The sequence below is a fragment of the Qipengyuania sp. S6317L1 genome (assembly GCF_023015615.1).
Taxonomy (GTDB): domain Bacteria; phylum Pseudomonadota; class Alphaproteobacteria; order Sphingomonadales; family Sphingomonadaceae; genus Erythrobacter.
The window spans coordinates 799,187-814,015 of sequence record NZ_JALKAJ010000002.1; the positions used below are offsets into that span (position 1 = coordinate 799,187).

The 14,829-nt window shown below is 56.0% G+C and carries 16 protein-coding genes; 3 read left to right on the top strand and 13 right to left on the bottom strand.

Annotated features, from left to right (window positions below; all coding sequences use genetic code 11):
* From MWU38_RS05175 to MWU38_RS05185, 3 genes are all read right to left on the bottom strand, one after another.
* Entirely contained in the window at positions 1-1,284 is a 1,284-nt protein-coding gene (locus MWU38_RS05175) for a hypothetical protein (protein ID WP_247270749.1), read from the bottom strand.
* Between the two features lie 153 nt (positions 1,285-1,437).
* Complete coding sequence (locus MWU38_RS05180) at positions 1,438-2,766, bottom strand: polysaccharide pyruvyl transferase family protein (protein ID WP_247270750.1); 1,329 nt, start codon at positions 2,764-2,766, stop codon at positions 1,438-1,440.
* Between the two features lie 77 nt (positions 2,767-2,843).
* Positions 2,844-3,254 carry an acyltransferase gene (locus MWU38_RS05185; RefSeq protein ID WP_247270751.1) on the bottom strand — a complete coding sequence of 137 codons (411 nt, stop codon included), beginning with the start codon at positions 3,252-3,254 and terminating at the stop codon, positions 2,844-2,846.
* 134 nt (positions 3,255-3,388) lie between these two features.
* Between MWU38_RS05185 and MWU38_RS05190 the strand changes: the two genes are divergently transcribed.
* Entirely contained in the window at positions 3,389-3,766 is a 378-nt protein-coding gene (locus MWU38_RS05190) for a DapH/DapD/GlmU-related protein (protein WP_247270752.1), read from the top strand.
* Here the strand turns inward: MWU38_RS05190 and MWU38_RS05195 are convergent.
* From MWU38_RS05195 to rfbA, 7 genes are read right to left on the bottom strand one after another with little or no spacing between them, the layout of a single operon-like run.
* The gene (locus MWU38_RS05195) at positions 3,736-4,905 is read right to left on the bottom strand and encodes a glycosyltransferase (protein WP_247270753.1); all 1,170 of its coding nucleotides are present in this window, start codon (positions 4,903-4,905) and stop codon (positions 3,736-3,738) included. The genes MWU38_RS05190 and MWU38_RS05195 overlap by 31 nt on opposite strands.
* On the bottom strand, positions 4,905-5,876 hold the full coding sequence (locus MWU38_RS05200) for a glycosyltransferase family A protein (protein WP_348646864.1): 972 nt from the start codon (positions 5,874-5,876) through the stop codon (positions 4,905-4,907). Before MWU38_RS05200 ends, MWU38_RS05195 begins: the two co-directional genes overlap by 1 nt.
* Positions 5,877-5,907: 31 nt before the next feature.
* A complete protein-coding gene (locus tag MWU38_RS05205; RefSeq protein ID WP_247270755.1) occupies positions 5,908-6,606 on the bottom strand; it encodes a sulfotransferase family 2 domain-containing protein in 699 nt (232 codons plus the stop codon).
* Positions 6,607-6,608: 2 nt separating this feature from the next.
* Positions 6,609-7,667, bottom strand: coding sequence for a dTDP-glucose 4,6-dehydratase (rfbB, locus tag MWU38_RS05210; RefSeq protein ID WP_247270756.1), 1,059 nt, complete (start codon positions 7,665-7,667; stop codon positions 6,609-6,611).
* Entirely contained in the window at positions 7,660-8,517 is an 858-nt protein-coding gene (gene rfbD, locus MWU38_RS05215) for a dTDP-4-dehydrorhamnose reductase (protein ID WP_247270757.1), read from the bottom strand. The genes rfbB and rfbD overlap by 8 nt, the downstream gene beginning before the upstream one ends.
* The gene (rfbC, locus tag MWU38_RS05220) at positions 8,514-9,059 is read right to left on the bottom strand and encodes a dTDP-4-dehydrorhamnose 3,5-epimerase (protein WP_247270758.1); all 546 of its coding nucleotides are present in this window, start codon (positions 9,057-9,059) and stop codon (positions 8,514-8,516) included. Before rfbC ends, rfbD begins: the two co-directional genes overlap by 4 nt.
* On the bottom strand, positions 9,056-9,958 hold the full coding sequence (gene rfbA, locus MWU38_RS05225; protein WP_247270759.1) for a glucose-1-phosphate thymidylyltransferase RfbA: 903 nt from the start codon (positions 9,956-9,958) through the stop codon (positions 9,056-9,058). The genes rfbC and rfbA overlap by 4 nt, the downstream gene beginning before the upstream one ends.
* Before the next feature lie 214 nt (positions 9,959-10,172).
* Here rfbA and MWU38_RS05230 point away from each other — a divergent pair, with 214 nt between their 5' ends.
* Both MWU38_RS05230 and MWU38_RS05235 read left to right on the top strand, forming a co-directional pair.
* Positions 10,173-11,330 carry a nucleotidyltransferase family protein gene (locus MWU38_RS05230; RefSeq protein ID WP_247270760.1) on the top strand — a complete coding sequence of 386 codons (1,158 nt, stop codon included), beginning with the start codon at positions 10,173-10,175 and terminating at the stop codon, positions 11,328-11,330.
* Positions 11,327-12,979, top strand: a complete 1,653-nt coding sequence (locus tag MWU38_RS05235; RefSeq protein WP_247270761.1) for an ABC transporter ATP-binding protein — start codon at positions 11,327-11,329, stop codon at positions 12,977-12,979. Before MWU38_RS05230 ends, MWU38_RS05235 begins: the two co-directional genes overlap by 4 nt.
* Here MWU38_RS05235 and MWU38_RS05240 read toward each other — a convergent pair.
* The 3 genes from MWU38_RS05240 to MWU38_RS05250 all read right to left on the bottom strand — a co-directional run bounded on the left by MWU38_RS05240 (position 12,976) and on the right by MWU38_RS05250 (position 14,823).
* Positions 12,976-13,257: a PqqD family protein gene (locus MWU38_RS05240; protein WP_247270762.1), complete on the bottom strand. Its 282-nt coding sequence runs from the start codon at positions 13,255-13,257 to the stop codon at positions 12,976-12,978. The two genes, MWU38_RS05235 and MWU38_RS05240, sit on opposite strands and share 4 nt — an antisense overlap.
* A gap of 36 nt (positions 13,258-13,293) precedes the next feature.
* Entirely contained in the window at positions 13,294-14,082 is a 789-nt protein-coding gene (locus MWU38_RS05245; protein ID WP_247270763.1) for a hypothetical protein, read from the bottom strand.
* A gap of 612 nt (positions 14,083-14,694) precedes the next feature.
* Entirely contained in the window at positions 14,695-14,823 is a 129-nt protein-coding gene (locus MWU38_RS05250; protein ID WP_247270764.1) for a lasso RiPP family leader peptide-containing protein, read from the bottom strand.
* Between the last annotated feature and the right edge of the window lie 6 nt (positions 14,824-14,829).

Here is a 14,829-nt window from a genome sequence, read left to right on the forward strand (position 1 = left end):
TTAAGGGGTGGTGCGCTTTTGCGAAGATGCCGCCATTTCCGGGGCCGGTACGACTCTATTGTCAGGTCTACGGTAAAGCGGAGCCGGCCCCCGCATAGTTTGTCCTGAGACAGCAAGCAGACAGGATGTCGTTATTCCCAAGGCGATCATGAAGAAGACATTGGCTTCGGAAAAATATGTAACGGTCATCGAGGAAAAGACCAGGATGGTCATCATGATGTTCAACCCGACCAGAAAATCGCGCTCGCTCTTGGCCAATCGAGGGGCCACCCGTCCAATCGAAATCATCACAATAGCAATAGCGATCGCGAACAGGATTGGCGGGATGAGGCCAAACCGCAAAGCCAAAGCAAGAAAATGGGCATCAATCGCGCCCGTAAGCCATTCGGGCCTATCGTACTGCCCGAACCCGATCCCGACCCATGGATTTTCCATAACGGTTTCACCGCCATACTTCCATTGCATGCGCCGGATATAGGCCGTCGCAGGGTTGAGTGTAAAACGGCTTACAACACCAACAATACCGCCTTTGAGAGCGATCTCTGCCAGTATCGCGTAGAACACCAGGACCGCTGAGAGCAGTGGCCAGCGCAAGGGGCGGAACAAGGGCAGGAGACGATCAGAAATAACCAATCCGACCCCCATCGCAAGCGCAAGGAACGTAGCAGATGACAGCGAGAAAAATGCAGCGCACGACGCGATGATACCCGCATACAGTGCTTTTGATCTTATGCCGCTCATCAGGAACAGCGGCAAGAAGGAGGCCAGGATAATGCCCCCGAGGATGGGGTAGGAAAACACGCTGTAGGCTCGGCGCAGGCCAAGCCGTCTTTCATACAGAAGGTTCAAATTCCCCCGCGCGCTTCCCCCCTCATAGTTCACAGCGTTACCGAAAATGGAGCTGAAAAAAGGGCGGATCATCAGCCGGTCGCTAACACTTTCGATCATGAAGAAAGCTGCTGCAAATAGCAGACCGGGAAGGACGAGAATGAGAACTCGGCGAAGGTCATTGAGGCTCGAAATGGAACCGCGCGCAATCAAATAGCCGCCAAAAGTATCCAGAACGAGCGCAACAGAGCGGACCAGGCCATCGCCTGGACCGTATAGTTGGACGAAGGAAACCATCATCCAGATGCACCCTGTCGCAACCAAAAAATCGACTTTGCTAAACTGGCCTGTGCGCCTCGGCGCGAGGTAGATCAGCAATGGCAGAGCGATCAGAATGCCAATCCGATAAGCGTATAGGTTCAGCCCGCCTGCAACAAACTTCACCTCGATCGGCAAAAGCAGGAAAGAGTAGATCAAGATAACCAGCGGCAGAACGCGCAAGTTTGGATTGATCATCGACACAGGCGCAGGCCGCATCCGCATGGTAGGAGGAGGCAGACGGCGAAGATCGCTCGGATTGTTCATGTCTGTTCCCTCAATGCACCATAACTAGGCAGTCTTGCGCCTTATACGAGCGCGGCGGCGAGCCACCAACAAATCCGTTAGCAGTTGCGACTTGTTGGCCCAGCGCAAAATTGTGCGTTTAAGCTCCAGGCGCAAGTTCCTCGTTGGGCGTGTATCATGGAAGAGCATCGCATCAATAGTCGCTTGTGGCAGAGGTCTGTTTGCGTTCTCATCATGTTGTAATCCATTGACCAAGGGCTCAAGCCCCCTCAACGAACGCTTGATCGCCACAGACTGCGCTGCAGCGCAATCCTGGTTTGATGAATCGGCAAAGGTCTGGGCCAGATCTTCGATCTCCATTGCCATGCCGTAATCAACACCGGCCGCAAGCAGGGTTTGACGGTGTTTCCCGTCCGCTTTTCCATTGCCGACAAACCCCGCGAAGGGAACGCCGAATGACACAGCGGTTACGCAGGCATGAAGCGAGCTGGTAATCACCCCGGCGCTCATCCCAAGCAGGGAGGCAGTGGCGATCACATCCTTGCTTGCCAGTGGCGGCAGGCACACCCGGTGCTCGGCAATGCCCATCCCGATCAAAATCGACCGCGCCTCTTCCAGGTTGTAGCGGTCATCCATAAAATGGCAGATCGGTACAAGCAGGATCGGCAGATCATGGCTTCTGGCGGTTTTTGCGACCTGCTCACACCATTGTGATAGCCCATTGTCGAGATAGGGCATGGACACCTGAGCCACGAGATATTTGCCGATTTCGTAATCCGCAGGAAGCCATTTGCGCGCCTCGCTCTGCCATTCTGTGTGCCGCTTCATATTCGACAGCGAAAACACGGGATCCACTTCAACGGGAAAGCGGTTGCCCAGTCGTTTTGCGGTCACTTCATCGCGAACACTCACCATAGTGGCAGCACTGAGCACCTCGGCGATTTCTGGAGGCGCATCGAGGTCAGCGCGCGGCATTCCAACACTGTGGACGTAGAAATTCACCTCGGCGCGGGAAGCTGCAATACAAGGCGCGAGCCACAAGCGCAGGTAAGAGCTGAGCGTCGATTTGTGGAAATTGAACGTGCCGCTGCTGTGGCCGAACCACAAGGTCTCCCCGCCACACAAAATCAACGCGTCTTCCCCGAAGGCAATTTGAGGCACCGTTTCGGGGAGAGCTTTGATGGGCCCATAGTCCATTATTTCAGCTGATCGGGCCAGGGGGGAATAGTATGAAAATTCCAACCCATCCATACGCTGTGAAAGCAGATGCATATAGACCACCGGGAAGAGGCAGTCCCCATAATTGGCGACATCGAAAGTCCCGACGAAACCAATTTTCTTGGCAGGTTGGTTTTCAGGAAAGCTATCAGTCAAAACGAAGGTCCTAAGAAGGAGTAGATCAAGGTGCTCGGTTCCTGCGGGAACGGCAATGCCTGTGAATTTTTCGGGCGCTACCTGTTGGGCCCTGCGTCCAGAAAACGGCCATAGGGGCCAACTTCGATATCGGTTGCAATGATGCGAGCAGGGTTTCCAGCGGCGATCGAATAGGGAGGGACGTCACCAAACACAACTGCGCCTGCCCCAACAATCGCATTTGGGCCCACGGTAACACCGGGCAAGATCAACGAGCCGCCTCCGATAAAACAATTCTCTTTGATGTGCACAGGCCCCTCACTGCCGTCGCTTCGAGTGGTTCGGATCATCGATTTGAAGGCGATGAGCGTGTGCGGGCTTATTACGATGGCGCCTCTCGAACGGCTTGAGAACCGCGCGGTCAGCGAAACGCTAACATTGTCAGCAAATTCCACACCGGTTACACGCGTGATCCACTTGCGGCGAAGGCCCGTTACGAACTTTCGCAAAGGTGCCAGTTTGTTAAGAGAGTTTATGGGCATCTTCGACCAGACTGTTGTACACCCGCGTTAACTAGATGAAGCAATCCTCAATGCAAAGCGCAGTTTCACAGCAAAAGCCTCGCCTCAATCGACCACAAACCATGCGTCAGCGCTGGAACAGCGTTGTGCGCAAATACATGTGGCGGATGGAAATTGCGAGCGATGCGTGGATCGCAGGAAGCGCTTATATTGATCGCACTTTCCCGGCTGGGATCCATATTGGGCAAGGCGTTATCATCGAAGACGAAGCGTCCATTCTCACCCACGATATGACCCGCGGAATGTACCGCGACACTTACATCGGCAAGAACAGCATCATCGGGGCCAGAGCGATCATTATGCCCGGGCTTTCGGTCGGTGCGAACTGCGTCATCGACCCCGGCTCGGTTGTGATCAGAGACGTGCCTGACAATAGTCATGTGCGCGGCAATCCTGCCAAGCCGGTTTCTCAGTTGGAAGAACAAACCTCGAGCAATTGAGTTGCCCGGCCCCGTCCGACATTTGTATATTCAAACCGGTCGACCTCGGCCAAGGCTTGTTTGGCCAGTTTTTCGCCGAGGCCTTGTTCATCTGCCAAACGCTGAAGTGCCTTTGCCAGACCGTCGACATCGCCCGCTTCAACCAAAAGCCCGGTTTCACCATCGCGCACCAGACGCGCTGCGCCCATCGGAGTGGTGACAACCGGAATACCACAGGCTGCCGCCTCATAGGTGACTTGCGGTCCGCCCTCCTCATGGGTCGGGAAAACAAATGCGTCGCAGGAACGGTAAAGCGAAGCCACATCGCTCACATGACCGAGATGCGTTACGCCAGGCTTGGCAGAATATTGTTGGACAAGCGGTTCAAGACAGGGCTCCACCGCACCTGCCAACACCAACTCACCATCAATGCTCGCTTTCTCCCAAGCCTCAAGCAAGGTCACCACACCTTTGCGCACGTTCATGGTGCCAACGAATACGGCGCGAAATTTTGGGCGATCGCCGCTGTTACCTGGCTCCGGCGATAGTTCAGCATTCCCGCTGAAGCGCGATTTCACCCAGCCAAAGCTCGAAGGCAAAAGCCGGTCTTCGTTAACACCAAGAACCTTGAGAGCGGCGTCGACTTGTGCGTTCGAGGAGAACACAAAATCTGCCCGGTCAAGCTGCTTGTTCTCTGTGTCGACCATAGCATCCGTGATGCCATGGACAGGATCCAACCCTGCATCGCGGTAGGCTTTGTCGAGGATAGGCTTGGCATTGCCAACCGGGCTGTTGATCATTTCACGCACACAGATAAGCCGGCGTGACTTTGCATACTCGAACAACTCGCCAGGAGTGTTGGGCCAAAAATACGCGATCGTCCCAGCAGGTGCGTTCTCGACAGCCTTTCGAAACAGTCGCTCAAGCCGCCATTTTGCTGCCCTTGCCACCAATCGATATGGAGCATTACGAAGCACCGATCCGGCACCTTCGACCAAATGAACGCCATCAGGGATAGGATGCCGGGCGCGGTTCACGAACAGGGTCGTCTCAATTCCGGCGGCCGGAAATTGCTCGATAATGCGCACACAGCTCTCGGCAGGCCCTCGTGCGGTGTAGGAATGGGGCAACCATACAAGACATTGGGCAGAAACGTTCATCAGCCCGCCTCGCTGCCATCAGAGTGTGCCTGCGGATTGCTGGCGATCTTGCGGCCGGGCATCTTGCCACCCAGCCGGGCTGCCCAAAAGCCAATCGCGCTTGGCAATGATCGGTGGGCGAAGGATGCAAACAGTGAACCGGCCTTCCACGCCCGCGCAAAGTCCCCCTGCCTCAGCATTCGCGCCGTTTCGGAAGGAAGGAATTTGCCATAATACCGCTGCCAGTACTCTTTGGCCTCACGCAATAATGCAGGGTCTTCCAATTCGCCTCCCGGCCCCAGCAGCCCTTCCAGAGCCTGCATGTGAACCCGAAAAAGCTTTGCAGGAGATTTGGTCTGCTGCCCTTCATGCAAGCGGTACTTCATGACAGGATTGCCATGGATAAAGCCTTGTCCGGCTTTGCCAAGAAGCCGGATATTGAGGTCATGGTCGGCTGCCATGCCCGCCTCGGGACGAAACCCGCCGATGCGCTCAAGAGCGGAGCGCCTGTAGAGGCATTGAGAAAAACTTGGAGTGGTACCAAGCACCACATCACGGCCCGAAAAACTACGCGACGCAAGGCTGTTCTCGCCTGTCACTTCTCCGCTTGAATTGATCAGGTAGTTGGACCCGAAAACCATATCAAAACACCGCTCATCCTCCATCGCACGAAGGTGATGCGAGACAGCGTCAGGGAGCAAAAGGTCATCATGGTCGAGAAAGAGAATGTAGCCGCCTGTCGCGGATTGAAGACCGGTATTGCGCGCGGCGGAATCTCCGGCATTCGCCTGCACGATCAACAAGACATCATTCATCGCCCCGACAATTTGCGCGGTATCGTCGCTTGATCCATCATCGACAACGATCAGCTCAAGATCATCATGGCGCAGCTTACGCGCGCTCTCGATTGTACCTTCGATGAAGGCAGCAGAGTTATACGCTGGGATCACAACACTGACCCTTGGGCCGTTTTTTGGCGCTTCTATCATCATGTTCGGCCAGTGTGATTAAAGGCGGGCGATCTCATCCCTCACCCGTTGTCGCACGTTTGTAGAACGGCAGTCGCTCGTAATCTTCGGCATAGAGCGTTTCGACCCGCGCCAACTGGCTTTCGCTAAGGTCGGATATCTTTGGCGAATCAGAGGCGAAAGCCTGCTTCAAGGCTTTGCGCAACGGCGTGCCAGTCTTGGTAAAAGCATAATCGCGCTGATTATCGGAATGGATCGCCTCTACTGTAATTCCGATTTTTTCCGATACCTTGGCCATGCACGCATCCATGCCCTCTTCAAGGGCAAAGACCTCTGTTTCCGGGGCGCAAAACCGCGCTGCCGGGACAAAGTGATTGTCATAACGATATCCGAAATAATCGTCATGCGCATCATTGCGCTTTTCGATTTGGCTGAGGAAGCTTTCGAAGGAAACAAACACGCCAATGGCGCGGCGATGATGGTTGAATGCGCTCAGGAAACGCCGGACCGGGTCGCGCACGATTGCAAAATCATAGTCGAAAAAGCCTGAGTGCATCAGCCTTTCCCGGTCACTGAATGTCAAATGCTGGGGCGAGGACCGATACCACGGATCGGTTTCGTGGAGGCCAAAGCGTTCATCGAGGAAATTGACATCAAGCCCGCTTGCATGAAGTGTGCGCTCAACGGTGGTTCCGCCGCATTTGGGGATATGAGTGAAGTAGATATTGCGCGAGTTAACACGAAAAAATGGCATACCTATTCCTTTGCCCCGAGCAAGGGCCGCCACCATTCTTCGTTATCCAAATACCAGCGCAAGGTTTGCCGCAAGCCTTCGTCAAAACTGCGGGTCGCGGCATAACCCAGTTCGCCGCGCGCCTTTGTTTCGTCGATCGCATAACGGCGGTCGTGACCTGCGCGGTCTTTAACAAAGGTCTTGAGCGTCTCGCTTTTCTTGCCCTTCGCGGCTGGCGCGTCGGGGTAACGATCGGCCAAACCATCAACCTCTTCAAAGGCAAGATCGACCTCGCGACAAATCGCGGCGATCACTTCAAGGTTGGGAAGCTCTGCCCCGCCGCCGATATTGTATGTTTCCCCAGGCACGCCTTTCTCAAGGCAGGCTTCGATCCCGCGGCAATGGTCCTCGACATGGAGCCAGTCGCGCACGTTCATCCCGTCGCCGTAGATCGGCAGGCTCCTGCCCGACAAGGCGTTGAGGCAGAACAGCGGGATGAGCTTTTCCGGATATTGATAGGGGCCATAATTGTTCGAACAATTGCTCGTCGTCACATTGAGGCCGTATGTGTGGTGATAGGCGCGCACCAGGTGATCCGACGCTGCCTTTGACGCTGAATAGGGCGAATTCGGAGCGTATGGCGTCGTCTCGCTAAATGCGGGGTCGTCGCTCCCAAGCGAGCCATACACCTCATCGGTCGAGATATGGTGAAAGCGATGATCTTTCCCATCGCCATCAAGCCACACGGCTCGCGCAGCCTTAAGAAGGGAGTTCGTGCCGAGGATATTGGTGTCGATGAAGGCATCGGGGCCAGTGATTGAACGGTCGACGTGGCTCTCGGCGGCAAAGTGCACCACTGTGGCAATGTCACGCTCACGCAGCAGCTTTTCGACAAGCTCCTGATCGCGGATGTCACCAACGATGAGTTCAGCCGTGTCAGCGCCTTCGAGCGTTGAACAGTTGCCTGCATAGGTCAGTGCATCGAGCACAATAACGTGGTCATCGGCGTGACGCGCATTCCAGTAATGTGCGAAATTACCGCCAATAAAACCGGCGCCGCCAGTGACGAGCAGATTAGCCAAGAGCCTTTTCCTCTTTCAGCATTGCGCGCAAGTTTTCGCGCCAAGGGGTTGGAGTGTCGCCCAGCAATTCACGCGTCTTGCTGCAATCGAGCAGAGAGAATGCCGGGCGCGCGGCGGGCGTTGGATAGTCGCTGGTCGCGATGGGCTTGATTTCGGGAATACGCTTGATGAGGCCTTGCGCGTGCGCGTCCTCTGCAATGGCGAGCGCGAAATCATACCAGCTCGCTTTGCCATCATCGCTGTGGTGGAACGTTCCCGAAGCGTCCTTTGCGATCAGGCCCCAGATCGTTTGCGCCAAACTTGTTGCCCAGGTCGGCGATCCCACTTGATCCGCCACGATGCCAAGCTCATCGCGTTCATTCATCAGGCGGATCATCGTGCGCACGAAATTCGCGCCGCCCGCAGCATAGACCCAAGAGGTTCGCACCAGGAGATCGCTGTCGCGCAGGTGGTCCTCGCCTTGCGCTTTGGTGCGCCCATAAACGCTCAAAGGCGCGCGCTCGTCGTCGGGTCGGTAGGGGCGTTCAGACGTCCCGTCGAAGACAAAATCGGTGGAGACATGGACGAGCTTGCCGCCTGATTGCTCCATTGCCCCGGCCATGATCCGAACAGCGTCGGAATTGATCGCGCGGGCGAGTTCTTCTTCCTCTTCGGCCTTATCAACGGCAGTGTGGGCGGCTGCATTGATCAGTACCTCAGGCGCTTCCACTGCAAGGCGCGCAGTGAGCATCGCCTCATCGGTCAAATCGACGTCATCGACATCAATCGCGCTCAATTCAGCGCCACTTGGTGCAGTTGCCTGAAGCGCTCGCCCCAGCTGCCCGCCTGCTCCTGTGATCAGAACTTTCATGAAAACACCGGCACGTCTGACAACGAAAGTCCTTTGGCATCTTTCTCGGAAATGATCGGATCAAGGTTCGCGACTGGCCAATCGATCCCGACACCGGGGTCATTCCAAGCCAGTGTGTGCTCGCTGCCAGGAGCGTAAGGCGCGGTGCACTTGTAAAGAAAATCGGTGTCATCGGCGAGCGTCAGGAAACCGTGGGCGAACCCTTCGGGCACCCAGAACATCCGCTTATTCTCGGCCGTCAGCTCAACCCCTGCCCATTTGCCAAATGTCGGCGAGCCCTCGCGAAGGTCGACAGCCACGTCGAAGACGGCTCCATTGGTAACCCGCACGAGCTTTCCCTGCGGCCCCGGGTTCTGAAAGTGCAGCCCGCGAAGCACGCCCTTTTGCGAGCGGCTGTGATTGTCCTGGACAAATGTAAGGTCGAGCCCGGCTTCCTTGAAAGCGCCCTCGTTCCAGGTTTCCATGAAGAAGCCGCGCTCATCCCCGAACACGCGCGGTTCGATGATCAGCACACCCTCAATGTCGGTTTCAATGATGTTCACGGCAAGACGGGCTTCTCAAGCAGAGCCAGAAGATATTCGCCATAGCCCGACTTACGAAGCGGCTCGGCGATCCTGGCGAGTTGCGCATCATCGATAAAGCCCTGACGCCATGCGATTTCCTCAGGGCAAGCGATCTTCAACCCTTGGCGCTCTTCGGTGATGCGCACATAGGTCGCAGCATCAAGCAGAGAGGAATGGGTCCCGGTATCAAGCCAAGCAAAGCCTCGACCCATGATCTCAACCGACATCGAACCTTCATCGAGATACAGGCGATTGAGATCGGTGATCTCGAGCTCTCCACGCGCTGAAGGCTTGAGATCGCGGGCGCGGTCAACGACAGTTTCATCGTAGAAATAGAGCCCTGTCACCGCATAGTTGGACTTTGGCGCAGCAGGCTTTTCTTCGATTGATATCGCCTTGCCCGTTGCGTCGAACTCCACCACCCCAAATGCATCGGGGTTGGTCACACGGTAGGCAAATACACTCGCGCCTTCATCCCTTGAATTGGCGCTTTGCAAAATGTCGGGGAGGCCGTGACCGTAGAAGATATTGTCGCCAAGGATCAGCGCGCTTGGCCCCCCGTCCACAAAATCAGCACCGATATGAAAAGCCTGCGCCAGCCCTTCCGGTCGCGGCTGCTCGGCGTAGGACAGGTTCACCCCAAAGTCCGAGCCGTCACCCAAAACACGCTGAAACTGCGCTGCATCTTCAGGCGTCGTAATGATCAAAATATCCTTGATCCCGGCAAGCATCAAAGTGCTCAAAGGGTAATAGATCATGGGCTTGTCGAAGATCGGCATAAGCTGCTTCGAGACGCCCTTGGTCAAAGGATAGAGGCGCGTACCTGACCCTCCTGCGAGGATGATACCCTTGCGCGATTTCGTGCGCGACTGTGTCACAATATTCGCCTTGATTACCCCGGAAATCCGAACCCTTGCTTGCGCTTTGCAGCAAGGCCTTTAGAGGTCAAGGCTTAATGTCCTAATGTGAACGCGGTGGATTTGGGGCGCAGATAATTTTGCGCAAATTGTCGTAAGAGACGGCCTATTATGCGAAGCGGCAACGTGGATCGGGGGCGCTCACAATTTCGAGGATCGACCTTTCAAAAAGCCTATGAACGAAATCGCGTCCATTGATGAATTTCTGGCTGTCGCGGTCCGCGCTTGCCGGGCCGGGCAAGACGCGCCTTGGACGCTGGCGACAAATGTCGATCCCGCCAAAGTCTGGGAGCGCGTAGAGTTTCATGGCATCGCCTTTCTTCTCAATGCCCATGAGCAGCATCTCACGAAATGGCCCGAAACACTGATTGATCGCATGGCCGAAGAGGCGCGATTGATTGCCCTGTGGGAAGCAACCCATCAAAAATCAGTATCGCAGGTGATCGACGCGCTCGCTCAGGCCGACATTGAGAGCGTGGTCATGAAGGGGACTGCGCTCGCCTACGCGTTCCACGCCGAACCCGCGACGCGCAGGCGCGGCGATACCGACCTTCTGGTCCGGCCCGAGGATCAGGACCGCACGCGTGCCATACTCAGGGAACTTGGCTGGTATCGCAAAGACGACCCCCACGGCCTTTACTATCAAGAAGGCTGGCTGCACGATGCAGCCGGGTTCTTCGTTCACGCGATCGACCTTCATTGGGAACCATCGGACAGGCCCGTCCTTCAACCCGTCCTGCCGATAGATACTTTCTTTGAAGGTAGGCGTGCGATGCCCACCTTGCAGACGCACGCTTTTCATCCCGATCCTGCGATTATGATTGTGCACGCGGTAATCAATCAGAAATGGCACGCGCTTCACGGCTACGACACGGAAAATGGCCGCCTGGCAGCCGCTCGAAGGCTCATCTGGTCGGTTGATTTCGATCTGCTTTGCGAAGCGATGGAGCATCAGGACTGGGCGCGGTTGCACGCGCATTGCAATACACACGGAGTGGGCCCGTTGGTGGCGGAAGCCCTGCGCGGGATGAGCGCCGATCTTCATAACAGCATCCCTGAAAGTGTTCTTGCAAAGCTTGATCAAGCGCCGATGGATGACACTCTCATCCGCTATTTCGCCAATCCGGACAGCCTCGCACAGTTCTGGATCGATTTGAGAAGAGCGCGTTCGTGGGAGCAAAAGCGCCGTTTGCTTTCAACCAGAGCACTTCCGCCTCGCGATCATTTGCTCGAAAAATATCCCGGCGCGACGAAATGGCCAACGGTCCTTCTCCAAGGGCGAATGCTGCTTGAAACCGCGGGTCGGGCCTTGCGTAAGGTGGGACAGCGATGAGTGTCGGTTTCTGGCTTGAATGGGTGCGCCGTTTCCGCTGGCAATTGGCAGGGATCAGCCTTCTCACCCTGCTGAGTTCGGCAGCAACACTGGCTGTTCCATGGCTTGCGGCGCAGGTCCTGGGCATCGTTATCACAGCGGACGGCGCGGTCCCTGATTTGAACCGGATCCTTGTCCTGCTGATCGGCGTGCTTGTATTGCTCACCGCGCTGAACATAGCGGCCACCATCCAGTCCGAACGCGCATCGACGCGCATCCTCACCGATCTTCGCAAGCGGATCTATGAACACGTCCAGATCATGCCGCTCTCCTTTCACGATGAGCAGCGATCTGGCGATGTGCTGGCGCTGACTTCGTACGAGGTCGGCAACTTGAGCGACTTTCTCGCCAACACACTGGCCAATGCGCCGGCGATACTGCTGACTACCTTGGGCGCGGTTGCCATTTTGTACTGGATCGACCCCGTGATGGCTTTGATCGTCCCGCTTCTGGTGCCCGCATTTGCGATCATGATCAGGCTGACGGGGCGCACCTTGCGAGGCCTTTCGCGCAGCGCCCGCGCAGCAGAAGTCGAACTCGTCGCCATTGCCGAGCGCGACCTTGAGATTCTTCCCGCTATCAAAGCTTTCGCTGCCGAAGAGCATCACAAACGAGCCTTTGCCAAGGCCGCGGAGATTTCGCGCGAATTCGCCGTGCGGCAGGCGCAGCTTAAAGCTTTCATCGGACCTCTCATGGCGCTTCTTGCAGCGCTCGCAGCGATTGGCGTGCTGGTTATTGGCAGCGGTTATTTGACCGGTGAGACATCTTCGCCAGAAGAGCTGTTCGCGTTTCTTCTTTACGCAGCGCTTCTAACGCGGCCAGCGGGCGGTCTTGCCACCATGTATTCCTCCTATCAGATGGCCCGCGGCACCCTCGCCCGCCTGGAGACGGTGCTCGCACTTGAGCCTGAGCCCGGACACCATGACGGGATCGAGATCACCCGCGCCAAAGGCGCTGTTCAATTCGACAATCTCACATTCGGCTATCCTGGAAGGTCACCTGTTTTCAAGGGGCTTAATCTCGACATCCGACCGGGAGAAACCATCGCTTTGACGGGCGAAAACGGTGTGGGCAAATCGACGCTCGTGCGTCTTCTTTTGCGCTTCTACCCGCCGCAAGCAGGGAGCATCAGGCTCGATAATCGTGAGATTTCGGAATACCAGATCCAAAGCTTTCGCCGCCAGTTCGGTTATGTTCCGCAACGGGCGCTTCTTTTCAACGGCACCATTGCCGACAACATCGCCTTTGGACAGGGCGTTAGCGACCGCGATCAATCCATCGAGCGTGCCGCGCGGCTTGCCCGGGTGGACCAGTTTTTGCCAGGCCTACCCGAAGGTCTGAACACCGTAATCGGCGACCACGGGGTCAAGCTGTCAGGTGGGCAGCGCCAACGTATTGCCCTTGCCCGCGCGCTGTACTGCGATCCGCCAATCATGATCCTTGATGAGGCAACTTCAATGTATGACCTCGAAAGCGAGGCAGCTTTCGTCGAAGAGTGCGTCGATATGCTCAAAGGGCGGACAGTGATCCTGATCACCCATCGTCCCGCTAGCCTTGCCCTGGCAAACCGGGTGGTTCGCATCAGCCCGGACGGTGTCGCCGAAAGCTAAGCGGCGTCAGACAGAATAAGCTCTTGCTCGTGCAGTTGCTTCGCAAGCGTCAACAAGTCTGTTTCGATACGCTCGCGCGGGGCATCGAACTCGCTTTCAATCTGATCGCAAATTTGCGCCAAGGTACGCGGCGCGTCTGACAGCAATTGCCAAATTCGGCCGCCAACCGCGTCAAGCCCGAAATATTGTCCCGAATTGAGGTCGAGCAGCACCATCTCTCCGTTCACTTCACGGGCGACCACCTCGTCCGAAACAGTAAAACGATCATTGAGTTGCATGTACCTATCCCAAATGGCCTGACGCTGCGGCGCGCTTCAGGACGAGCTTTCCGAAAACGTCTCAAGAACCGCCCTGCGCACCCGAGGCAACTCCGCATAGTCGCGCGCAAAGTCAAGTGTATAGCAAGCGATGTCCTGAGACAGGTCAGCCATGCGGCCAAAATGCGCTTTGAGGCGGGGCTTGTCGGTTACGTCGAGAATGAAGGAGTGCGGCAGGAGCGCGCTCAATGCCTCCGCGCTCGACAATCGCTTGATCGAAAGATCGGCCTGATGGTCTGTGCCCAGAAGAAAGATTTGTCGCAGCGGCGCCTCTTGCCTTGCAAAGGGAAAATCGCCCCCTGCATCGACATCCTGCTTTAGATTGTCGTTTTCAATTTCGGTGTGTTCGCCGAGAAGAAAGCGCGCGCTATCAGCAAAAAGTCGCAGTTTCGAACGTTTGGGCTGGACCCAGTAACCATCGTCACCGCGCCGAAGATCAATCACATCTTCAGTCAGAAAGGGAAAACCCTCCCGCGCAAAAGAGCCCGCGAGTGTGGTCTTGCCGCCTCGCGACAGCCCCAGAAACGCGCAAACACCCTCGACATTGCCCGAACCTTCAGATGCCGACAAAAGCACTGCGCTCCCATGGAGGAAGAGCCCACCTGCATGATTGCCGAGAATCGGCGTGATTTGGTTATGGTAAAGATTGCCAAGCGTTGGCGCATCGCAATCGGGCGTTGGCCATGCTGAAATCCGATATGCATCACCCTGCTGTCCAATCAGGAAATCGGCTTGATGCGGGAAGCGGACGAGAAAACCATCATCGGTTCTATGAAACTCGGCCATGCACACCCCTTCGGGTGAAATCCACCGATCATAGGGCTCACTGGCTAACTTGCCTTGTGCCTTGGGGGGGTGCGCCGTCCAGTCCATATCGAGTGCTGTAGCCCTTCCCAAAGACCAAAACCAAGCGCGAGATGCAGATGCACCACAGCAAATTTTGCCGACCGACAACGCGATCAGGATCAAATTGCGCCTATTGATTACAATATTTTATCAGATGACCCCGGAATTTTGCTGCGATGCATCAATGCCGGAGCAGATTCGCAGCGGCGCTGGGCGATTCGCAAAACCGGGCCTTTCGGCATTCGCCGTGAGGCTCGCAATCGCTTCACACTGAACGAGGTTATCGAAGGGACCGATCTTTGAAGGCTGGTCTGGATCTCAAATCAACATTCATATGCGCTTGTGGGAAGATGCGTGCGTTGGATTCCAGCCACGAGAAACTGCACCAGCGAAAGATCACGTGAGCAGAACCACCGAACTTCACACCATCGCTTGGACGAAATTATAACAAATTGAAGGGTTTAGGCCTAGAAACACAAAAAGGCACCCTTGCGGATGCCTTTTCGATTTCGTCTTTTCACGCCCCGTTCCCGGGGGCGAAAATGCCGAAGCTTAGAAGCGTGAGTTGTCTACCGTACCGTCACGGAAACGCGTGCCGCTGCCGCCGGTGAGGTTGCGGACTGAACCGAAGGTAGTGAGCTTCGGAGCTTCGTATTTAGCTTTTTCAAAAGTCTTGTTCATTGCATT